Consider the following 20,515-nt stretch of genomic DNA (forward strand, 5'->3'; position numbering starts at 1 on the left):
TTGTGTTCGGTGTTGTGGTGGATGTGAAGAGCGACATCCACCCTACGGGTGCCTCGGTGTTGCGGGGGATCGGGGTTGGTCGATCCGCCGGTGGTGTTTGGTGTTGCGGTGGATGTGGAAAGCGACATCCACCCTACGGGTGCCTCGGTGTTGCGGGGGATCGGGGTCGGTCGATCCGCCGTTTTGTTCGGTCTTGCGGTGGATGTGAGTGCGATATCCACCCTACGGGGGGCGTAGGGTGGATCGCGCGTTATCGATCCACCGCTGGTGTTCACTGGGCCCAGGTCGGTTTGCGTTTCTGCACGAAGGCCAGGGTCCCTTCGGTGCCCTCGGCGCTGGTCACGGCCTCGGCGAACCAGGCGGCGGCGTCGTCCAGCAGCGGGCCCAGCTCGCGTTCCTCGGTGGCCAGCAGCAGGGCCTTGGTGCGGGCATTGGCGCCGGGGGCGCAGCGGCGCACCTGGTCCAGGGTGGCGGCGAGGCGCGCGTCCAGTGCGGCGTCATCGGCCTCGGTGAAGTGCACCAGGCCCAGGCGCAGGGCCTCGGTGCCGTCGAAGCGGGCGGCGGTGAGGGCCAGGCGGCGCGCCTGGGTCAGGCCAACGCGCTTGACCACGAAGGGCGCGATCTGCGCCGGGAGGATGCCGAGGCTGGTTTCCGGCAGGCCGAACTGGGCGCTCTCGGCGGCAAGGGCGATGTCGGAGACGCAGGCCAGGCCGAAGCCGCCGCCGAGCACCGCGCCTTCCAGCACGGCGATCACCACCTGGGGTTGCGCCTGGGCTTCCTCCAGCAGGCGGCCGAAGGCGCGGTTCAGGCGCTGGTAGGCCTCGCCGCCGGTGGCGCGGGCGCTGGCCATGTCCTTGATGTCGCCGCCGGCGCAGAAGTGCCCGCCCGCACCTCGCAGCGCCAGGACGCGCACCTCCGGCGCCCGGCGCGCGGCGGCGAGTACGGCACGCAGTTCTTCCACCATGGCCAGGCTCATGGCGTTGCGGCTTTCCGGACGGTTGAGGGTGATGCGCAGCAGGCCGTCGGCGTGTTCCAGCAGCAGGGTCTCGGTCTTCGGAAGTTCCATGGTCGTCCCCGTCTCAGCCTTTCTTCTTGCCCGGCAGGATGCCCATCAGCTTGCAGATGATGCCGAGCATGATTTCGTCGGCGCCGCCGCCGATGGACACCAGGCGAGTGTCGCGGTAGGCGCGGGAGACGGGGTTGTCCCACATGAAGCCCATGCCGCCCCAGTACTGCAGGCAGGCGTCGGTGGCTTCGCGCCCCAGGCGACCGGCCTTGAGCTTGGCCATGGAGGCGAGGCGGGTGACGTCCTTGCCGGCGACATAGAGCTCGGTGGCCTGGTAGACCAGGGCCCGCAGGCATTCGATCTCGGTCATCAGCTCGGCCAGGCGGAAGTGGATGACCTGGTTGTCGATCAGGGGGGCACCGAAGGTCCTGCGTTCCTTGCAGTAGTCGATGGTGACGTTCACGCAGTGTTCCAGGCCCTTGATCATGTTGGCCGCGCCGAACAGGCGTTCTTCCTGGAACTGCAGCATCTGCATCATGAAGCCCGTGCCTTCGGCGCCGATACGGTTGCGTTGGGGCACGCGGACGTTGTCGAAGAACACCTGGGCGGTCTCCGAACTGCGCATGCCGAGCTTGTCCAGGTGCGGGCTGAGGGTGATGCCGGGGGTGTTCATCGGCACCATGATCAGCGACTTGTTGACGTGGGGCTTGTCGTCGGAGGTGTTGGCCAGCAGGCAGATGAAGTCGGCGGACGGGGAGTTGGTGATCCACATCTTGCTGCCATTGATGATGTAGTCGTCGCCGTCCTTGCGGGCGCTGGTCTTCATGCCCGCCACATCGGAGCCGGCGCCCACCTCGGAGACGCCGATGCAGCCGACCCTCTCGCCGGAGATGGCCGGGCGCAGGAACTCCTCGCGCAGCTCGTCGGAGCCGAAGCGCGCCAGGGCCGGGGTGCACATGTCGGTCTGCACGCCGATGGACATGGGGATGCCGCCGCAGTGGATGGTGCCGAACTCTTCGGCGGCGACGATGGAGTAGCTGTAGTCCAGGCCCATGCCGCCGAACTTCTCCGGCTTGGAGATACCCAGCAGGCCCAGCTCGCCGGCTTTCCTGAAGATGTCGTGGATGGGGAAGCGGCCTTCCTTCTCCCACTGGTCGACATGGGGGTTGATCTCCTTGTCGACGAAATTGCGGACGGTGCGGCGGAGTTCTTCGTGTTCCTGGGTGAAGATCATTTTTGTTGTTCTCCTCGTAGGGTGCACTGTGTGCACCATGATCGCTCTTAGAAGCGGGCCACGCCGAAGCGGTTGGTCTTGAGCGGCCGGGCTTCGGCCTCCGCGCAGATATCCAGCAGGTAGCCCAGCAACTTGCGGCTGTCACGGGGATCGATCAGGCCGTCGTCCCACAGGCTGGCGGTGCCGTAGAGCGCGGTGGACTGGCTGTCGAGCTTCTGCGCCGTCATCTGTTCCAGCATATCGAGCATCTTCGGATCGGCTTCCTTGCCCTCCTTGGCGTGCTTTTCCTCGGTGACGATGCGCAGCACCTTGCCGGCCTGGGCGCCGCCCATCACGGCGGTGCGACTGTTGGGCCAGGCGAAGATGAAGCGCGGGTCCAGCCCGCGGCCGCACATGGCGTAGTTGCCGGCGCCGTAGGAGCCGCCGACCACCAGGGTGAGCTTGGGCACGGTGGCGTTGGCCACGGCCTGGATCATCTTCGAGCCGTGCTTGATCACCCCCAGCTGCTCCGACTCGGTGCCCACCATGAAGCCGGTGGTGTTGTGCAGGAACAGCAGCGGGGTGTTGCTCTGCTCGCAGAGCTGGATGAACTGCGCGGCCTTGGCGGCGCCGCGGGGGGTGATCGGGCCGTTGTTGCCGATCAGCCCGCAGGGGCGGCCCTCGATGCGCAGGTGGCCGCAGACGGTCTGGCTGTCGAACGAGTGCTTGAAGTCGAGGAACTCCGAGCCATCGGCGATGCGGGCGATGATCTCGCGCACGTCGTAGGGTTTCTTCGGGTCCGCCGGCACCACCCCCAGCAGCTCCTCGGCGCTGTACAGCGGCTCGCGCCAGCTGGGTTTCACCGGGGCCGGCAACTGGGCGTTCCAGGGCAGCATGGCGAGCACGTCACGGGCGATGCGCAGGGCGTCGGCGTCGTTCTCGGCCAGGTACTCGGCGGTGCCGGCCACCTGGGCGTGCATCTCGGCGCCACCCAGTTCCTCGTCCGTGGCCACTTCGCCGGTGGCGGCCTTCAGCAGGGGCGGGCCGGCGAGGAACATCTTGGCCTTGCCGCGCACCACGATGACGTAGTCCGAAAGGCCCGGCTGGTAGGCCCCGCCGGCGGTGCTGGAGCCGTGCACCACGGTGACCTGGGGAATGCCCATGGCGGAGATGCGCGCCTGGTTGGCGAAGCCCCGCGCACCTTCTACGAAGATCTCCGCCGCGTAGTTGAGGTTGGCGCCGCCGCTCTCGGTGAGGGCCACCAGGGGCAGCTTGTTCTCCATGGCGATCTGCTGCAGGCGCAGGGTCTTCTTCAGTCCGGTGGGGGAAATGGTGCCGCCCTTGATGGCGCTGTTGCTGGCGCTGATCAGGCAGCGTACCCCGGCGATGTAGCCGATGCCGGCGATGATGCCGCCGCCGGCCTGGGTGCCGTCCTTGTCGTCGTGCAGCTTGTAGCCGGCCAGGGAGCAGAGCTCCAGGAAGGGGCTGCCCGGGTCCAGCAGCAGGTTGAGGCGCTCGCGGGGCAGCAACTGGCCGCGTTTCTCGAACCTGGGCTTGGCGTCCTGCGCCTTGTCCAGCACCTTCTGCTCCACCTCGCGGAAACTCGCCACCGCCGCCAGCATGGCCTCGCGGTTGCGGGCGAAGTCTTCGCCCTGGACGTCGAGCTCGGATTGGATCACGGCCATGACTTACTCCCCGTCCTTGAGCACGGCGGGCACGTGGGCCCGGTGGAAGCCGTTGTAGGACTCGCTGTTGCGGGCCTTGCCCAGGGTCCAGGCGCGGGTGCCCTGGCTGGCGGCGCCGTCGATGCGGATGGTGTTGCCGCTGATGAAGTTGGCGCCGGGAGAAAGCAGGAAGACGATGGCGGCCGCCACCTCGGATTCGGTGCCGATGCGCTGCAGCGGGACGTGGTCCTTGAGGGAGCGGATCATCGCCTTCATCGACTCGGGGTAGGTGTCCATGCCGCTCGAGGCGATCCAGCCCGGTGCCACGGCGTTGACCCGCACCCCGGCGTGGCCCCATTCGTAGGCGGCGGTCTTGGTGAAGTTCTCCATGCCGGCGCGGGCGGCGCCGGAGTGGCCCATGCCGGGCATACCGCCCCACATGTCGGCGAGCATGTTGACGATGCCGCCGCCGGTCTTGCTCATGCTCTGCAGGAAGACTTCCCTGGCCACCAGGAAGCCGCCCACCAGGTTGGTGCGCACCACGGTCTCGAAGCCCTTCTGGTTGATGCCGATGAGCGGCGCGGGGAACTGGCCGCCGGCGTTGTTGACCAGGTGGTGGATGGGGCCGCGCTCGGCCACCACGGCCTTGACCATGGCCTTCACCGCTTCTTCGTCGCGAATGTCGCAGGCCTGCCAGCTGGCGCTGCCGCCGTCCTCGATGATCTCGCCGGCGGTGGCTTCGAGCTTTTCCGCCTTGCGCCCCACCAGCACCACATGGGCGCCGAGGTGGGCGAGTTCGTGGGCCACGCAGCGGCCGATGCCGCTGCCACCGCCGGTGACCAGGATGGTCTGGCCGGCGAAGAGGCCGGGCCGGAATACGGAGTCGTAGCTCATTGTTGTTGTCCTTTGGGTCTTCTTGACTCGCTTGGCTCGGGTGCGGGAGCGAGCTTGTCCAGTTCCGAAGCATCGCGAGCAGAGCTCGCTCCTACAGGGTTTCCGCCAGTGCGCGCGGCACCGGCACCGGGAATTCCAGCAGTTGCTGGGCGAAGGCCTTGCCTTGCGGGTCGATGCGCAGGCTGGCGACGCCGCCGCCGCCCAGGGCGTTCTCCAGCAGGAAATTGAGGCTGTGGGTGCCGGGCAGGTACCAGCGCTGCACGCGGCCGTCCTGCGGGTCCAGCACGTGGGCCATCCACCGGGCCACCGCCTCCGGGCTCAGCGCTTCGGCGATCCACGGCAGGTACTCGGGCCGGCGGGCCATGACGCCGATATTGCTGTGGTTGCCCTTGTCGCCGGAACGGGCCACTGCGAGCCTGACCAGCGGCACGCGGGCGTCGGCTTCGCCAGCCGGGCGCGGCGGGTGGAGGTCGTCGGCCAGGGCTGCCGGGTCGACGCTGCCGGCCTCGGGCAGGGCCACCGGGTGGCGCTCGCCGTCCACTTCCACTTCAAGGCTGCAGGCGTCTTTGTCCACCAGGAAGGAGAACAGGCGGATCACCGGGTACACCGTGGGACGGCCGCCGACGATGCCGGTCAGGCCGGGGGCCATGCCGGTGGCGGCCTGGGCGATCTCGCGGGAGAAGAGGATCAGCGCCTCCTTCCTGCCGTGGCTCACGGCGAGTTTGATCACCACTTCGCGACTGTCGCGACGCTGGCCGTGGGGACCGTAGGTGGCCTCGCTGCCCAGCAACTCGATGTTCACCTCGCGGTAAGGCCCCCAGCCGCGCTGGACGAACAGCTCCTCGGTCCTGGCGATGATGGCGCGGCTCACCCGTTCGGCCTTTTTCACCGCGTCGATGCCGGCGATCAGGCAACTGGCGGTGCAGCGAAAACCATCGGGGTAGGTGGCGCTGACCTTGTAGCGGTCGGTGGGCGCCAGGCCCCGTGCGCCGGAAACGCGCACGCGGTTGGTGCCGGCGGCTTCCAGGCGCACCTGGGTGAAGTCGCAGATCACGTCGGGCAGCAGGTACGCGCGCGGGTCGCCGATCTCGTAGAGCAGCTGCTCGCCCACGGAGAAAGGCGTGACCAGGCCGCCGGAACCTTCCGGCTTGGTCACGCAGAACTGGCCGTCGGCCTCCACCTCGACGATGGGGAAACCGATGTGCTCGTAGTCCGGCACCTGCTCCCAGTCGGTGAAGTTGCCGCCGGTGCACTGGGCGCCGCATTCGATGATGTGGCCGGCGAGGGCGGCCTGGGCCAGGCGGTCGTGGTCGTCCCAGCGCCATTTGAATTCGTGGACCAGGGCGGCGCTGACCACTGCGCTGTCCACCACGCGGCCGGTGATGACGATGTCGGCGCCGGCTTCCAGCGCTGCGACTATGCCGGGGGCGCCCAGGTAGGCGTTGACGGAGACGCACATAGGCGGCAGCGGGGCATCGGTGAACATCTCGCGGATGCCGGCCTGGGCGAGTTCGCCCAGGCGAGGTTGCAGGTTGTCGCCATGCAGCACGGCGATCTTCAGCGTCACGCCGGCCTTCTCGCAGGCGGCGGCCAGGACGCTGGCGCAGGCCGCCGGGTTGACCCCGCCGGCGTTGCTGATGACGCGGATGCGCTTGTCGGCGATCTGCGGCAGCAGCGGCGTCAGCACCTCGATGAAGTCGGTGGCATAGCCGGACCTCGGATCCTTGAGGCGCGCGCCGGCCATGATCGAGAGGGTGATCTCCGCCAGGTAGTCGAACACCAGGTAGTCGAGCTGAGCGCCGTTCACCAGTTGGGCGGCGGCGGTGGAGGTGTCGCCCCAGAACGCGGAGGCGCAGCCGATGCGTACGGTCTTTGTCATTGGAATGTTCCGCAGCATTGAGGGAAGGTGAAATCAACACTACCAAGCAAGCGCTTGGTTGAAAAGTGTCACAATGCCTCTTTTTTACCCGAGCGCTTGCTTGGGCGACGGACGCAGCATAAATTTCGCCAATCAAGACAGAGACTTGCAGGCCACTCTTGAGTCGGACTGGCCAACTGCAGCGGGGATACCAATGAGCCTTGACGACGAAAAAGCCCAGGCGGTGATGCGCGAGCTGGTGGCCAGCGGGCAGATCACCGACCCGGAGAGTGCCCGCGGCAAGCTGCTGCAGACCGCCGCCCACCTCTTCCGCAGCAAGGGTTACGAGCGCACCACGGTGCGTGACCTGGCGGGGGCGGTGGGCATCCAGTCCGGCAGCATCTTCCATCACTTCAAGAGCAAGGATGAGATCCTGCGCTCGGTGATGGAGGAGACCGTCCTCTACAACACGGCGCTGATGAAGGCGTCCCTGGCCGAGGCCGGCAGCCTGCGCGAGCGGGTGCTGGCGCTGATCCGCTGCGAGTTGCAGTCCATCATGGGCGGGACCGGCGAGGCCATGGGCGTGCTGGTCTATGAGTGGCGCTCGCTCTCGGAGGAGAGCCAGCAGTACATCCTGCAATTGCGCGACAGCTACGAGCAGATCTGGCTCCAGGTCCTGGAGGAGGCGCGGGCGGAGGGCTACTTCGCCGCCGACCCCTTCATCCTGCGGCGCTTCCTCACCGGCGCCCTGAGCTGGACCACCACCTGGTTCCGCCCCGAGGGGCCGATGAGCATCGACCAACTGGCGGAGCAGGCCCTGTCTCTGGTGCTGAAGGAGACTCGGGACGGAGTGTGATTTCGGTCACATTCCGTTTCGGGTCGGCGTTAACGGTCATGAATTTGGCGTAGTCTCCGCCCAATGCCTGTAGGACCCCAGGGAGCAGTAGTACGAATGGATGTTTGCAGGGGCGTTTCGTTTAAAGCATGGTGGCTCGCCGCGATGCTGGCCGCCGCAGTCTTACCCGTGGAGGCAGCGCAGACGATCAAGGTCGCTGCCGCCGATTTCCCGCCCTATGTGCTGAAGCCCGAGTCCGGGGAGGTCGGCGGGATACTTCCGCAATTGCTCACCGCCCTGAACGAAGTCCAGCAGGACTATCGTTTCGTGATTCGTCCCACGGCGATACCTCGTCGCTTCCGGGATTTCCAGGACGGCCGATTCGATCTGGCCATCTTCGAGAACCCCGACTGGGGTTGGCAGGGGGTTCCCGGCGCCCGCATCGACCTGGGACTGGAGGACGTCGAAATCTTCGTCGCCAGGGCGGAGCCGGGCCGGGGCCAGGAATACTTCAAGGCCCTTGGGGGCAAGCGGCTCGCCCTGTACAACGGCTATCACTACGGATTCGCCGGATTCAATCCCGATCCGGACTACCTCCAGCGTGCCTTCAACGCCAGGCTCACCTATTCCCATGACAGCAACCTGCGCATGGTGCTGCGGGGGAGGGCCGACATTGCCCTTGTGACAAGGTCCTACTTCAATCGCTACCTGGAACAGAACCCGGATCAGGCGGGCAGTTTCCTTGCCAGCGATCGGGTCGACCAGCATTACCACCATTACGCCTTGCTGCGGCCCGATGCGCCCATCAGCGCCGAACGTTTCCGGACCCTGCTGGAGTCTCTGCGGGGCGACGGTCGCCTGGAGCGGATATTCAGCCGCTACGGCGTGGTGGTCAGGCCAACCGGAAGGGGTAGCTCAGCAGCAACAGGTGCCCAAGATTGACCGCCAGGTGCAGCAGCACCGCGGCGGCCAGTCGCCCGCTCATTTGGAAGACCAGTCCGTAACCCAGGCCCGCGATACCGGCCACCAGGGCGAAGAGGGGGCTGAACGGCAGGTGGACGGCGCCGAACAGGAGCGCCGTCAGCGGCACGCCACGGCGCGCGCCCAGCCATGACACCAGTTGCGCTTGCAGCATCCCGCGAAACACCAGTTCCTCCGCCAGAACCGTGACCAGCAGATTGACCACCAGCCATTCCCAGAGAATCGCCGGCCATTTCGGCTGCCAGTCCACCAGCCCGATCGCCAGGCCCAGCAGCGGCACCAGCAACAGCGTCGCCAGGGCTATCAGCCAGGCGGGTGCCGATGCCGCCGCAGGCCGGCGCGGTGTCCCGAGCCACCAGGCCAGCAGGGTCATGCCGACCAGCAGCTTGTCCCAGGCGATCCGCAGTGCATACGGCGCTGCGTCCGGACTGAGACGCTGTGGCTCGCCCAGGGGCAGGGGGCTGAAGCCGGGAACCAGATGGGCGGCGAACGCGATGGATGCGAGCAGGGTGACCGGCCACCAGAGACGTTTGGGCAACTGGCGCTCGGCGAACACCCAGCCGGCGTAGGCGACGCCCGCCAGCAACGCGCTGACCTGGACGCCGCCCAGGCCCTGGCCGAGGGCGAGGACGATGAGCGGAAAGAGCAGTTGCAGGTGCAACGGCATGGCGTTTCCCTGGCGCGATGCCGCGGGGTAGGGCGAGTGAGGCGGCACGGCGTCAGCGGTCCTTGGCGTCCTTGGCATCCATTTCCGCATTGCGCTCGCGGATGCGCTTGAGCTGTTCTTCGGTGAGGGGCAATTTCTTCGCCGTATCGCGCAGCAGCATCAGGCTGCCGACGATGGAGCCGATGGCGAGGATCAGGATGAGCCAGGCGTACCAGGGCATGTCGATCTCCAGTTCAAGGGAGGCATCACTGTATTCGATTGTGCGCCTCCTTCCTCGTTCCCGGAACGTCTTCCGGCCATCGCGGCCCCGTCAGGGCTGGGTGTTGCCGAAGGCCCAGCGCGGGCGCAGCAGGTCGTAGCACCAGTTGAACGCCAGGGTGTAGGGCAGGAAGAACAGCAGCAGGCCGATATCCAGCAGCAGGGCTTCCAGCAGGCTGATGGACAACCACCAGGCGGCCAGGGGCACCAGCATCAGCACCAGCCCCGCTTCGAACAGCAAGGCGTGGACGACCCGCACCGACAGGGTACGGTGGAAGCCGTAGCGGCCTTCGGCCCGGTCGAAGAGGCTGTTGAAGGCCATGTTCCAGAGCATGGCCACCGTGGAGAAGGCCAGGGTGAGTGCGCCCATGTGGGCCAGGGAGCGGTCCATCAGCAGTGAAAGTACCGGTGCCGTGAGCAGCACGGCCAGGCCTTCGAAGCTGATGGCATGGAGGATACGCTCGAGGGCGCTCTTGTTCGGGATTGGCGTGGACATGGTGAAAACTCCGTTGCCGGTGAGAAGCGATGGCCTGTATTTTCATCGGTCAAGAGGATGGAGTTAAGTTGGATGCCATCGGGAAAACCGATATGAACTACTCGCCGGAATCACTTCAGGCCTTTGCCCAGGCTGTCGCCCTGGGCTCCTTCAGCGCGGCGGCGCGCAAGCTGGGCAAGAGCCAGTCCACGGTGAGCGAGGCCATCGCTCGCCTGGAGGCGGACCTGGGCCTCGAGCTGTTCGAGCGCGGCGGGCGGCAGCCGCAACTCACCGACGCCGGACGGTCCCTGCTGGTGCGGGTCGAGGAGATCCTCGCGGCCTCCGACCGCCTCCAGCATGCCGCCGCCCGCTGGTCCGAAGGGGTGGAATCGCGGGTCAGCCTGGCGATGTCCGATGCCTACCAGTCGAGCCGTTACGAGACCTGCCTGGCCGAGCTGGAGGCGCGCTACCCGGATCTGGAGTTCGAATGCCTGATCGCCGAGCACAGTGACGTCATCGAGCTGGTGGAGCAGGGGCGTGCCGACCTGGGGTTGCTGGCGGCCCAGGGGCGCTACCCGCCGCAGCTGGGCTCGGCGGCGGTCGCCGAGCGTGCCGAGTTCGGCCTCTTCGTGGCCCAGGGGCATCCCCTGGCGCAGAAGACCGACCTGGCGCTCGGCGATCTGGCCGGCTGGCGCCTCCTGCGGCTCAATACCGTCGGCGATACGCTGGCCATCGACGACGGGCTGCCGTCCAGCGGCGGCCGCTGCTGGTCCGCGCCCAGCTACCTGATGCTGCTGGAGATGGCCTGCAACGGCTTCGGCTGGGCGGAACTGCCGCGCTGGCTGGTGGCCGGCTACGCGCCCGGTCGGCTGGCGGAGCTGGATGTACCGGGCTGGCCGCGCAGCCAGGCGGTGGACGCGCTCTGGTCGCGGCGGCGTCCCCTTGGTCCCGTCGCCAGCTGGTTGCTGGAGCGCCTGCTGGGGCGCCAGGCCGCTTTCCAGGGTGGGTTCTGATAGCCTCGGTCGCTCATCAAGGAGGAAACCATGCAAATACCCGTCGTCATCCAGGCCGGCCTGTGGGGCTGGCTGGCGGCCAGCAGCCTGCTGATCGGTGCCACAGTCGGTTACCTGGTGAAGCTGCCGCAGAAGGTGGTCGCCTCGATCATGGCCTACGGCAGCGGGGTCCTGGTGGCCGCGCTCTGTTTCGGCCAGATCCCCGAGGCGGAGCGCATCGGCGGCCTCTGGCCCACGCTTGCCGGCCTGCTGGTCGGGGGGCTCGCCTTCGTGCTGGCGAGCCAGTACATCGACCGCCTCGAGCAGCGGCATCGCGTTCGCAGCGGTAACGGCGGCAATGGGATGGTGGCCCTGTTGATCGCCGTCGGCGCTTTTCTCGACGGCATCCCCGAGTCCTTCGGCCTGGGGCTCGGACTGCTGGATGGCGGCAGCGTCAGCCTGCTGATGCTGGTGGCCATCATCCTGGCCAACCTGCCGGAAGGACTGGCCAGCGCGGCCGGCTTGCGCGAGGAAAAACGCAGTGCCTGGGTGGTGTTCGGGCTTTGGGGCGCCATCGCCTTCCTTTCCGGATTGGCGGCCATGGCCGGTCCCGGACTCTTTGCCGACCTTCCGCCGCCCTGGCTGGCCTTCGCCCTGGGATTCTCGTCAGGCGCGGTGCTCTGCATGCTGGTGGACACCCTGATCCCCGAGGCCTTCGAGACCACCCATGCCTGGACTGGCCTGATCACCCTGGCGGGGTTCATGACAGCTTTCACCCTCAATCATCTCGTCTGAGGCGAGGCAGCGGCGCGCATCGGCTTCCGCTACAATGCGCGCCGTTTCCGCTTCCCACGAGATTTGCCCATGTCCGCCAGCCAGACGCCGATCATTGTCGCCCTCGATTTCCCTTCCCGCGATGCCGCCCTGGCGCTGGCCGACCGGCTCGACCCCGGGCTGTGCCGGGTGAAGGTGGGCAAGGAACTGTTCACCCGTTGTGGCGCCGATGTGGTGTCGGCCCTGCATGATCGCGGCTTCGAAGTGTTCCTCGACCTCAAGTTCCACGACATTCCCAACACCACCGCCATGGCGGTGAAGGCTGCCGCCGAACTGGGCGTGTGGATGGTCAATGTCCACTGCTCCGGCGGCCTGCGCATGATGGCGGCCTGCCGCGAGACCCTGGACAAGCTGGCCGGGCCCAAGCCCCTGCTGATCGGCGTGACCGTGCTCACCAGCATGGAACGCGAGGACCTGGCCGGCATCGGCCTGGATATCGAGCCCAAGGAGCAGGTGCTGCGCCTCGCCGGCCTGGCCGACAAGGCCGGACTGGACGGCCTGGTGTGTTCGGCCCAGGAAGCCGCCGACCTCAAGGCCGCCTATCCGCGCCTGCAACTGGTGACCCCGGGCATCCGTCCGGCCGGCAGCGCCCAGGACGACCAGCGCCGCATCCTCACCCCGCGCCAGGCGCTGGATGCCGGCTCCGACTACCTGGTGATCGGTCGCCCGATCAGCCAGGCCGCCGACCCGGCCCAGGCCCTGGCCGCCGTGGCCGCCGAGCTGGCCTGACGCCGGCCGTCGCCGCCCTGCCCATCATCGATCTGGATGGGTGGGGCAACAGCCACCTGATGATGCTGCCCCCCAGCCGGCATCGCTGACAGACTGCAGCCTCGGTTTCCCATTGACTTCGAGGTTTCGCAGATGAGCATGTCGTTTTCCGGTCAGGTGGCCCTGGTCACCGGTGCCGCCAATGGTATAGGTCGAGCCACCGCCCAGGCATTCGCCGCCGAGGGCCTGAAGGTCGTGGTGTCCGATGTGGACGTGGCCGGCGGTGAGGGTACCGTCGAACTGATCCGTGCCGCAGGCGGCGACGCGCGTTTCATCCGTTGCGACGTGACCCGCGAGGCCGAGGTGCAGGCGTTGATGGCGGATGTGGTCGCCACCTACGGTCGCCTGGACTACGCCTTCAACAATGCCGGCATCGAGATCGAGAAGGGCAAGCTGGCCGAAGGCAGCGAGGCCGAGTTCGACGCCATCATGGGGGTCAACGTGAAGGGCGTCTGGCTGTGCATGAAGCACCAGATTCCGCTGCTGCTGGCCCAGGGCGGCGGCGTCATCGTCAACACCGCTTCGGTGGCGGGCCTGGGAGCGGCACCGAAGATGAGCATCTACGCCGCCTCCAAGCACGCCGTGATCGGCCTGACCAAGTCGGCGGCCATCGAGTATGCGAAGAAGAAGATCCGGGTGAACGCCGTCTGCCCGGCAGTGATCGATACCGACATGTTCCGTCGCGCCTACGAGGCGGACCCGAAGAAGGCGGAGTTCGCCGCAGCCATGCATCCGGTGGGACGTATCGGCCGGGTGGAGGAAATCGCTGCTGCGGTGCTCTACCTTTGCTGCGATGCCGCCGGCTTCACCACCGGCCAGGCCCTGGCGGTGGATGGCGGCGCCACGGCCATCTGATCCGCTCGGTATTCGCATCCTGTTACAACTGGCCGGGCGTTGGCGCGCTCGGCCACTAGGAGGGCGGTCGTCCTCCTGAGCAGAATCGGGCGGTCGCGACAAGGAGTACAACAATGACCGCAAGCCCTCTGGTGACCCTGTTCCTGCCCCTGGCCCTCGGCATCATCATGCTCGGCCTGGGGCTCTCCCTGACCCTGGCGGATTTCGCCCGGGTGGTGAAGTTTCCCAAGCCGGTGCTGGTCGGATTGGGGTGCCAGATCCTGCTGCTGCCATTGGTGTGCTTCCTGCTGGCCAAGGGGTTCCAGCTGGAGGCGGCCCTGGCGGTGGGCATGATGCTGCTGGCGGCTTCCCCCGGGGGGACCTCGGCCAACCTCTACAGCCACCTGGCCCATGGCGACGTCGCCCTGAACATCACCCTGACGGCGGTGAACTCGGTGATCGCCGTTCTCACCATGCCGCTGATCGTGAATCTCTCCCTGGCCCACTTCATGTCGGGCGACCAGGCCATACCCCTCCAGTTCGCCAAGGTCCTGCAGGTGTTCGCCATCGTCCTGGGGCCGGTGGCCATCGGCATGTTCCTGCGCAGCCGGTTCCCCGGGTTCGCCGCGCGCATGGAAAAACCGGTGAAGATCATCTCCGCGCTCTTCCTGCTGCTGATCATCGTGCTGGCGGTGGCGAAGGACTGGCGCACCTTCGTCGACTACGCGCCGGTGGTGGGCCTGGCAGCCCTGGCCTTCAACCTCATCAGCCTGGCCGTCGGCTATTTCGTTCCCCGCCTGTTCCGGCTCAGCCAGCGTCAGGCCGTGGCCATCGGCATGGAAATCGGTATCCACAACGGCACCCTGGCCATCGCCCTGGCCCTCAGCCCCATGTTGCTGAACAACCCGACCATGGCCATTCCGGCGGCCATCTACAGCATCATCATGTTCTTCACCGCGGCGGGCTTCGGCTGGTGGGTCAACCGCGCCCACGGACGCGAACTCGCCGCCGGGGCCTGAGTCCGCCGGGTCCGTGGCTCAGCGCTTGTCGGTATTCCAGTTGAGGATGACCAGGGTCAGCACCCCCGCCACCAGGCCCCAGAAGGCCGAGCCGATGGAGAGCAGGGTCATACCCGAGGCGGTGACCATGAAGGTGATCAGCGCGGCTTCTCGCTCCCTGGGCTCGTGCATGGCGGCGGTCAGTCCGTTGCTGATGGAGCCGAACAGTGCCAGGGCCGCGATCGACAGCACCAGTTCCTTGGGCAGGGCCGCGAACAGCGCGGCCAGGGTGGCGCCGAAGGTGCCGGCGATGCCATAGAAGAGCCCGCACCAGACCGCCGCCGTATAGCGTTTGTTGCGGTCCTCATGGGCGTGGGGGCCGGTACAGATGGCGGCGCTGATGGCGGCGAGGTTGATGCCGTGGGAACCGAAGGGGGCCAGCAGCAGGGAGGCGATGCCGGTGACCGAGATCAGGGGCGAGGCCGGCACCTGGTAGCCGTCGGCGCGCAGCACGGCGATGCCGGGAATGTTCTGTGAGGCCATGGCCACCACGAACAGCGGGATGCCGATGCTGATGACGGCGGTCAGGGAGAAATCCGGTGTCGTCCACACCGGCTCCGCCAGGGCGAACTCGAATCCGCTGAAGTCCAGCAGGCCCAGCAGGGCCGCCATGACGCATCCCACCACCAGGGCCACCAGTACCGCGTAGCGGGGCTGCAGGCGCTTGAACACCAGGTAACTGAGGAACATCGCCAGCACCAGGGCCGTGCGGTGCTGGGCGGCGATGAAGATTTCGCTGCCGATCTTGAACAGGATGCCCGCCAGCAGCGCCGCGGCCAGGGAGCCCGGCAGGCGGCGCATGAGGCGCTCGAAGCCGCCGGTCAGGCCCACCAGGGCCAGCAGGGCGGCGCAGACGATGAAGGCGCCGATGGCCTCTCCGTAGCTGACCCCCGGCAGGCTGGTGATCAGCAGGGCCGCGCCGGGCGTGGACCAGGCGACGACTATGGGGGTGCGGTAACGCAGGGACAGGCCGATGGTGGTTACGGCCATGCCGATGGACAGCGCCCAGATCCAGGAGGATATCTGCCCGTTGCTGAGCCCGGCGGCCTGTCCGGCCTGGAACATCAGCACCAGGGAGCTGGTGTAGCCGGTGAGCATGGCGATGAAGCCCGCCACCACGGCGGCGGGGGAGGAGTCGGCGAGGGGGCGCAGGCGTGGCGCGCTCGCCGGGCTTTCCGAGTGTGCGGTCATCAGAGCGTTCCGTGCACGTCCATGAGGATGGGGTAGAGCGAGGCCACCAGCAGCAGGGCCATGCCGATATTGAACAGGCGCAGTATGCGCGGCTCCGCCAGCCAGCGCCGCAGCAGGCTGCCGGCAATGGTCCAGAGGCCGACGCTCGGGCAGTTCACCAGGGCGAACAGCGCAGCGATCAGCACCACGTTGACCGCGAAGTTCTCCTGGGGCGTGTAGGTGGTGATGGCGCCGATGGCCATCACCCAGGCCTTGGGGTTCACCCACTGGAAGGCCGCCGCCTGGAGGAAGGTGAAGGGTTTCGGCCGCTTTTCCGCGCGGCTGTCGTCCGGTGCCCCCGAGCCGGCGATCTTCCACGCCAGGTAGAGGAGGTAGGCGGCGCCGATGTAGCGCAGCGTGGTGTAGAGGACGGGGACCTGCTGGAACACCTGGGACAGCCCCAGGCCCACGGCCACCACCAGCACCATGAAGCCGATGCTGATGCCGAGCATATGGGGCAGGCTGCGGCGTACGCCGAAGTTCACGCCGGAGGCCAGCAGCATCATGTTGTTGGGGCCCGGCGTCACCGAGGTGACGAAGGCGAAGAGGATGAAGGCGAAGATCAGTTCCAGGCTCATGGCGGGCACCTTGTCGTTGTGTTCGCAGACTAAGGCCAGTCACTTCCGGCGTCCCGATACAGCGGCTTGCGGCTTGAGCCGTACAGTCGGTTGGCACCTGGGGTATGAGCCGCTACTGTCATGCTTTTCCCTGCCTGGAGTACGCCGGATGGACGAGAACCCCTACGCCGCCCCGCAAGTCGACCTGGTGGGCGACGCCGGTCCCGGTCCGATGGACGGCTGGACCCCGGGACAGCTCCGGCTGCTGGGCTGGCTGAGCCTGGTCAGCGTGGTGGGAACCCTGTGCCTGACCGGGCTGGTCGTGGCCGCGGGCGCCACCGCGGAACCGCTGATGGCGGATTTCTCCGACTGGCTGGGCGTGGCCCTGACCTTCCTCGGCTGCTACCTGCTGATTCGCCTCAAGCTGTTCGCGGAAGGCCGCTTCGCCGCCCGGGGACTGGCGCCACCTGTCTGGGCCGTGGTGGGGATGAGTCTGGGCCTGGAGCTGATGGACTTCTTCATGGGGGAAGCCAGCACCCAGCCGGGATGGCCCATGGTGCTGTACTTCGCCGTGGTGGCCCTGCTCGGGGCCCTGACCGCCTGGCTGGCGGTGCGCCTGCTGAAGGTTCAGAACGCCTACCCCGCATTCCGGGTCATGGCCTGGCTGGACCTCGTGGGCGGCATCATGATGGCCAGCATCGTGCTGATGCTGGTGGGGCTGCTGCCCCTGGTCGGCGCCAACCTGGCGATGATGCTGGTGTTCTTCCGCGCCGCGCGGGAGCTGGATGCCCGTCAGGAGTCGGTTTCGCTGCGGTGAGCCAGGCTCAGGGCCCGGTTCACGGCCAGCCAGCCGTGCACCGCGTCCGCGCCTGACTCGCCAAAGGCCCGTTGCAGCAGCCGGACCTGCTCGCGGCGCAAAGCCTGCTCCAGCCTGGCGCCTTCGGCGGTGAAGCCCAGCAGTCGCTTGCGCTTGTCGTCGTCCGCCGCGACGCTCTCCACCAGTTGCATCTCGATCAGTTGCCGTAGGGGCGTGTTCAGGGCCTGCTTGGTCACGCCCAGGTAGCCCAGCAGCTCCTTGACGCTGAGGCCGGGGTACTTGGCGATGAAGAACAGGATGCGGTGGTGGACCCGGGACAGGCCGCGCCGTGCCAGGATCTCGTCCGGCTTGCTGGTGAAGGCCTGGTAGCCGAAGAAGAAGGCTTCCATGGCGTCCTGCTGGATGGCGGGATTTTTCAGGTCAAGCATATTGACGTATCTGTCGCGGTCATCGTAGTTTCGGTCAAGCAGTTTGACTTAATTTTCCCGCTTCCGCACCCGGTGACATCCCATGGCCTTCTCTGAACGCATCGCCCGCCTGAAAAGCTCCCTGATCCGCGAAATCCTGGCCGCCGCCCAGCGCCCGGAAGTGATGTCCTTCGCTGGAGGCCTGCCGGCGGAACCGATGCTGCCGAAGGTGGACTGGAGCGAGATGCCCGCGAGCATGGGCCAGTACGGAATGAGCGAAGGCGAGCCGGCGCTGCGCGAGGCCATCGCCGCCGAAGCGCGTGCCCTGGGCGTGCCCTGTGAGGCCAGCCAGGTGCTGATCGTCAGCGGCTCCCAGCAGACCCTGGACCTGGCGTCCAAGCTGTTCATCGATCCGGGCACCGAGGTGTTGCTGGAGGCGCCGACCTACCTGGCGGCCCTGCAGGCTTTCCAATTGTTCGGCGCCGACTGCATCGCCGTCCCCCAGGAGGCCGACGGCCCCGAGATCGCCGCCCTGCGCCAGCGCCTGGAGCGGCACAAGCCGGCCTTCGCCTACCTGATCCCGACCTTCCAGAATCCGTCCGGCACGCGCTACAGCGAGGCCAAGCGCGATGCCGTGGCGGCACTGCTGGACGAGTTCGGCGTGACCCTGATCGAGGACGAGCCCTACCGCGAGCTGGTGTTCGACGGCGGCAGTGCCACCCCCATCGTCAGCCGCCTGCAGAAGACCAGCTGGATCTACACCGGCACCGTTTCCAAGACCCTGCTGCCGGGGCTGCGGGTGGGCTTCCTGATCGCTACCCCTGACCTGTTCCCGCATCTGCTGCGCCTGAAGCAGTCCGCCGACCTGCACACCAATCGCATCGGCCAGTGGCAGGCGCTGCAATGGTTCGGCACCGAGCAGTATCGCCAGCACCTCGCGGAGCTGCGGGACTTCTACCGGGTGCGCCGCGACGCGATGCAGGCGGCCCTGGAAGAGCACTTCGGCGAGCTGGCCACCTGGGAGATCCCTCAGGGCGGGCTGTTCTTCTGGCTCACCCTGAAGCAGCCCCTGGATACCCGCAGCCTGCTCAAGCCGGCGTTGGAGCAGAACGTCGCCTTCATGCCGGGCGAGCCTTTCTTCATCGACCCGGACCAGCACCCGGGGCACCTGCGCCTGAACTTCAGCCATGTGGCGCCCGAGCGCCTGGGCGAGGGACTCAGGCGCCTGGCGGGTGTCGTCCGCCAGGCCCAATCGGCCCAGGCCGCCTGATCAAGAGGAGACGCATCCATGTACACCGTCCATGGCGACTACAAGTCCGGCAACTGCTACAAGGTCAAGCTGATCCTCAACCTGTTGGGGCTGCCTTACCAGTGGGTGCCGGTGGACATCCTCAAGGGCGAGACCCAGAGCCCCGAGTTCCTCGAGAAGAACCCCAACGGCAAGATCCCGGTGCTGGAGCTGGAAGACGGCACCACCCTCTGGGAGTCCAACGCCATCCTCAACTTCCTCGCCGAGGGCAGCGACCTGCTGCCGAGCGAGCCGCGGCTGCGCACCCAGGTGCTGCAGTGGCAGTTCTTCGAGCAGTACAGCCATGAGCCCTACGTGGCGGTGGCGCGTTTCATCCAGCTCTACCAGGGCATGCCCGAGGAGCGGCTGGAGGAATACAAGGTCTGCCAGGTGCGTGGCCACAAGGCGCTGAGGGTGATGGAGAAGCAACTGGAGCGCACCCCGTACCTGGTGGGCGACCAGTACTCCATCGCCGACGTCGCCCTCTATGCCTACACCCACGTGGCCCACGAGGGCGGCTTCGATCTCTCCGCCTACCCCGCGATCCTCGCCTGGATGGAGCGGGTGGCCAGCCATCCGCGCCATGTGGGCATGTTCGACTGAGCCCCTCTCGGTCCCCCGGGAAAAGCCGGCGCCAGCCGGCTTTTCCGTTGATGGGAATCAAGATTTCGAATCTCGCTTGCCCCTAGCCTAGCGATCTTTTCGTTCTGCCAGACAAGACCGACGTATCGGGGTGGGGAGTACACGTGGCGTTTCTCGAGTGGGAAAGTGATCTGGATACCGGCATCGAAGTCATCGACGGCCAGCATCGACGCATCGTCGAGATGATCAACGGGTTGCACGTCGCACAGGAGCAGGGGGATACCGGCGCGGTGGCGCGGGTGATCGAAGAGGTGGTGGACTACACCGTGTCGCACTTCGCATTCGAGGAGACCCTGCTGGAGGATGCCGGCTACCTGTTCAGTCGGGCGCACAAGAAGGTCCACGAGCTGTTCATCCGGCGCGTCGACCTGCTGCGCAGGCGTCACCAGGCTGGCGACGACGTGGCCGACGAGCTCAAGGATCTGCTCGGACGCTGGCTGTTCAATCATATCCGCAATGACGACGCCGCCTATGTCGGCGCGGTCAAGGCGAACATGCAGCGCCTGACCCGGGACGAGAGCGGCGACGGCTGGCTGTCGCGTTCGATGCGGCGTTTCTTCGGCTGACGGGGGGCGGCGTCCGGGCACAAAAAAGCCGGCATCTGCCGGCTTCTTGCGTTATCAGCGGCGATCAGTTGTTGATCAGGCTGAGGAACTCGCTACGGGTGGCGGCGTTTTCGCGGAACTCGCCGAGCATCACCGAGGTGACCATGGAGGAGTTCTGCTTCTCCACGCCACGCATCATCATGCACATGTGCTGGGCCTCGATCACGACCGCCACGCCCAGGGCGCCGGTGACCTGCTGGACGGCTTCGGCGATCTGCCGGCTGAGGTTCTCCTGGATCTGCAGGCGACGGGCGAACATGTCGACGATGCGCGCCACCTTCGACAGGCCGAGCACCTTGCCGTTGGGGATGTAGGCGACGTGGGCCTTGCCGATGAACGGCAGCAGGTGGTGCTCGCAGAGGGAGTACAGCTCGATGTTCTTCACCAGCACCATTTCGCTGTTGTCGGAGCTGAACAGGGCGCCGTTGGTGACTTCCTCCAGCGTCTGCTGATAGCCGCGGCAGAGATACTGCATCGCCTTGGCGGCGCGCTTCGGGGTGTCGAGCAGGCCTTCACGGGAGACATCCTCGCCGAGCTGGCCGAGGATCGCGGTGTAATGCTGTTCCAGGGACATGGAAATTCCTGTGGGGGATTTACGCAAAGGCGCAGGGTAGGGCGCCGGTGGGCGGCTG

23 protein-coding genes are annotated in these 20,515 nt (G+C 67.0%); 11 read left to right on the plus strand and 12 right to left on the minus strand.

Going from position 1 to position 20,515, the window contains the following annotated elements; translation table 11 throughout:
* Positions 1–271 precede the first annotated feature (271 nt).
* The 5 genes from KF707C_RS09735 to KF707C_RS09755 form a co-directional block, all read right to left on the minus strand.
* The gene (locus KF707C_RS09735) at positions 272–1,066 is read right to left on the minus strand and encodes an enoyl-CoA hydratase/isomerase family protein (RefSeq protein WP_004422368.1); all 795 of its coding nucleotides are present in this window, start codon (positions 1,064–1,066) and stop codon (positions 272–274) included.
* Positions 1,067–1,079: 13 nt separating this feature from the next.
* Positions 1,080–2,240 (minus strand): citronellyl-CoA dehydrogenase, encoded by a 1,161-nt coding sequence (atuD, locus tag KF707C_RS09740; protein ID WP_004422370.1) that lies wholly within the window; start codon positions 2,238–2,240, stop codon positions 1,080–1,082.
* A gap of 47 nt (positions 2,241–2,287) precedes the next feature.
* Positions 2,288–3,904 (minus strand): geranyl-CoA carboxylase subunit beta, encoded by a 1,617-nt coding sequence (gene atuC, locus KF707C_RS09745; RefSeq protein ID WP_004422372.1) that lies wholly within the window; start codon positions 3,902–3,904, stop codon positions 2,288–2,290.
* 3 nt (positions 3,905–3,907) lie between these two features.
* Positions 3,908–4,777 carry an SDR family oxidoreductase gene (locus KF707C_RS09750; RefSeq protein ID WP_004422374.1) on the minus strand — a complete coding sequence of 290 codons (870 nt, stop codon included), beginning with the start codon at positions 4,775–4,777 and terminating at the stop codon, positions 3,908–3,910.
* Between the two features lie 91 nt (positions 4,778–4,868).
* Complete coding sequence (locus tag KF707C_RS09755; protein WP_004422375.1) at positions 4,869–6,656, minus strand: acyclic terpene utilization AtuA family protein; 1,788 nt, start codon at positions 6,654–6,656, stop codon at positions 4,869–4,871.
* A gap of 193 nt (positions 6,657–6,849) precedes the next feature.
* On the opposite strand from KF707C_RS09755, the gene KF707C_RS09760 reads away from it, so the two are divergent.
* Both KF707C_RS09760 and KF707C_RS09765 read left to right on the plus strand, forming a co-directional pair.
* The gene (locus KF707C_RS09760; RefSeq protein WP_004422377.1) at positions 6,850–7,491 is read left to right on the plus strand and encodes a TetR/AcrR family transcriptional regulator; all 642 of its coding nucleotides are present in this window, start codon (positions 6,850–6,852) and stop codon (positions 7,489–7,491) included.
* A 144-nt stretch (positions 7,492–7,635) separates the two neighbouring features.
* Complete coding sequence (locus KF707C_RS09765; protein ID WP_004422379.1) at positions 7,636–8,412, plus strand: substrate-binding periplasmic protein; 777 nt, start codon at positions 7,636–7,638, stop codon at positions 8,410–8,412.
* Here KF707C_RS09765 and KF707C_RS09770 read toward each other — a convergent pair.
* From KF707C_RS09770 to KF707C_RS09780, 3 genes are all read right to left on the minus strand, one after another.
* Positions 8,363–9,118, minus strand: coding sequence for a CPBP family intramembrane glutamic endopeptidase (locus KF707C_RS09770; RefSeq protein ID WP_004422380.1), 756 nt, complete (start codon positions 9,116–9,118; stop codon positions 8,363–8,365). The two genes, KF707C_RS09765 and KF707C_RS09770, sit on opposite strands and share 50 nt — an antisense overlap.
* Positions 9,119–9,170: 52 nt before the next feature.
* Complete coding sequence (locus tag KF707C_RS09775; RefSeq protein WP_004422382.1) at positions 9,171–9,338, minus strand: DUF2897 family protein; 168 nt, start codon at positions 9,336–9,338, stop codon at positions 9,171–9,173.
* Between the two features lie 90 nt (positions 9,339–9,428).
* Positions 9,429–9,872, minus strand: a complete 444-nt coding sequence (locus KF707C_RS09780; RefSeq protein WP_004422384.1) for a multidrug/biocide efflux PACE transporter — start codon at positions 9,870–9,872, stop codon at positions 9,429–9,431.
* Between the two features lie 92 nt (positions 9,873–9,964).
* Between KF707C_RS09780 and KF707C_RS09785 the strand changes: the two genes are divergently transcribed.
* The 5 genes from KF707C_RS09785 to KF707C_RS09805 all read left to right on the plus strand — a co-directional run bounded on the left by KF707C_RS09785 (position 9,965) and on the right by KF707C_RS09805 (position 14,298).
* Entirely contained in the window at positions 9,965–10,864 is a 900-nt protein-coding gene (locus KF707C_RS09785) for a LysR family transcriptional regulator (protein ID WP_036994239.1), read from the plus strand.
* A gap of 30 nt (positions 10,865–10,894) precedes the next feature.
* A complete protein-coding gene (locus tag KF707C_RS09790; protein WP_004422387.1) occupies positions 10,895–11,638 on the plus strand; it encodes a ZIP family metal transporter in 744 nt (247 codons plus the stop codon).
* Positions 11,639–11,707: 69 nt separating this feature from the next.
* Positions 11,708–12,406, plus strand: coding sequence for an orotidine-5'-phosphate decarboxylase (pyrF, locus tag KF707C_RS09795; RefSeq protein ID WP_004422388.1), 699 nt, complete (start codon positions 11,708–11,710; stop codon positions 12,404–12,406).
* Between the two features lie 132 nt (positions 12,407–12,538).
* On the plus strand, positions 12,539–13,300 hold the full coding sequence (locus KF707C_RS09800; protein WP_004422389.1) for an SDR family oxidoreductase: 762 nt from the start codon (positions 12,539–12,541) through the stop codon (positions 13,298–13,300).
* A gap of 113 nt (positions 13,301–13,413) precedes the next feature.
* Positions 13,414–14,298: a bile acid:sodium symporter family protein gene (locus tag KF707C_RS09805; RefSeq protein WP_004422390.1), complete on the plus strand. Its 885-nt coding sequence runs from the start codon at positions 13,414–13,416 to the stop codon at positions 14,296–14,298.
* A gap of 18 nt (positions 14,299–14,316) precedes the next feature.
* Here KF707C_RS09805 and KF707C_RS09810 read toward each other — a convergent pair whose 3' ends face one another.
* Complete coding sequence (locus tag KF707C_RS09810; RefSeq protein WP_004422391.1) at positions 14,317–15,528, minus strand: benzoate/H(+) symporter BenE family transporter; 1,212 nt, start codon at positions 15,526–15,528, stop codon at positions 14,317–14,319.
* Positions 15,528–16,145, minus strand: a complete 618-nt coding sequence (locus KF707C_RS09815; RefSeq protein WP_004422392.1) for a LysE family translocator — start codon at positions 16,143–16,145, stop codon at positions 15,528–15,530. Before KF707C_RS09815 ends, KF707C_RS09810 begins: the two co-directional genes overlap by 1 nt.
* A gap of 148 nt (positions 16,146–16,293) precedes the next feature.
* On the opposite strand from KF707C_RS09815, the gene KF707C_RS09820 reads away from it, so the two are divergent.
* On the plus strand, positions 16,294–16,941 hold the full coding sequence (locus tag KF707C_RS09820) for a hypothetical protein (protein WP_004422393.1): 648 nt from the start codon (positions 16,294–16,296) through the stop codon (positions 16,939–16,941).
* On the opposite strand, the gene KF707C_RS09825 is transcribed toward KF707C_RS09820, so the two are convergent.
* Positions 16,917–17,369, minus strand: a complete 453-nt coding sequence (locus KF707C_RS09825) for a MarR family winged helix-turn-helix transcriptional regulator (protein WP_004422394.1) — start codon at positions 17,367–17,369, stop codon at positions 16,917–16,919. The two genes, KF707C_RS09820 and KF707C_RS09825, sit on opposite strands and share 25 nt — an antisense overlap.
* Before the next feature lie 82 nt (positions 17,370–17,451).
* Here KF707C_RS09825 and KF707C_RS09830 point away from each other — a divergent pair, with 82 nt between their 5' ends.
* The 3 genes from KF707C_RS09830 to KF707C_RS09840 all read left to right on the plus strand — a co-directional run bounded on the left by KF707C_RS09830 (position 17,452) and on the right by KF707C_RS09840 (position 19,844).
* Positions 17,452–18,618, plus strand: a complete 1,167-nt coding sequence (locus KF707C_RS09830) for an aminotransferase-like domain-containing protein (protein WP_004422395.1) — start codon at positions 17,452–17,454, stop codon at positions 18,616–18,618.
* Between the two features lie 18 nt (positions 18,619–18,636).
* The gene (locus KF707C_RS09835; protein ID WP_004422396.1) at positions 18,637–19,239 is read left to right on the plus strand and encodes a glutathione S-transferase family protein; all 603 of its coding nucleotides are present in this window, start codon (positions 18,637–18,639) and stop codon (positions 19,237–19,239) included.
* 143 nt (positions 19,240–19,382) lie between these two features.
* On the plus strand, positions 19,383–19,844 hold the full coding sequence (locus KF707C_RS09840; RefSeq protein ID WP_004422397.1) for a bacteriohemerythrin: 462 nt from the start codon (positions 19,383–19,385) through the stop codon (positions 19,842–19,844).
* 64 nt (positions 19,845–19,908) lie between these two features.
* On the opposite strand, the gene folE is transcribed toward KF707C_RS09840, so the two are convergent.
* Positions 19,909–20,457 (minus strand): GTP cyclohydrolase I FolE, encoded by a 549-nt coding sequence (gene folE, locus KF707C_RS09845; protein WP_004422399.1) that lies wholly within the window; start codon positions 20,455–20,457, stop codon positions 19,909–19,911.
* Positions 20,458–20,515 lie beyond the last annotated feature (58 nt).

This window comes from Pseudomonas furukawaii (assembly GCF_002355475.1).
Lineage (GTDB): Bacteria > Pseudomonadota > Gammaproteobacteria > Pseudomonadales > Pseudomonadaceae > Metapseudomonas > Metapseudomonas furukawaii.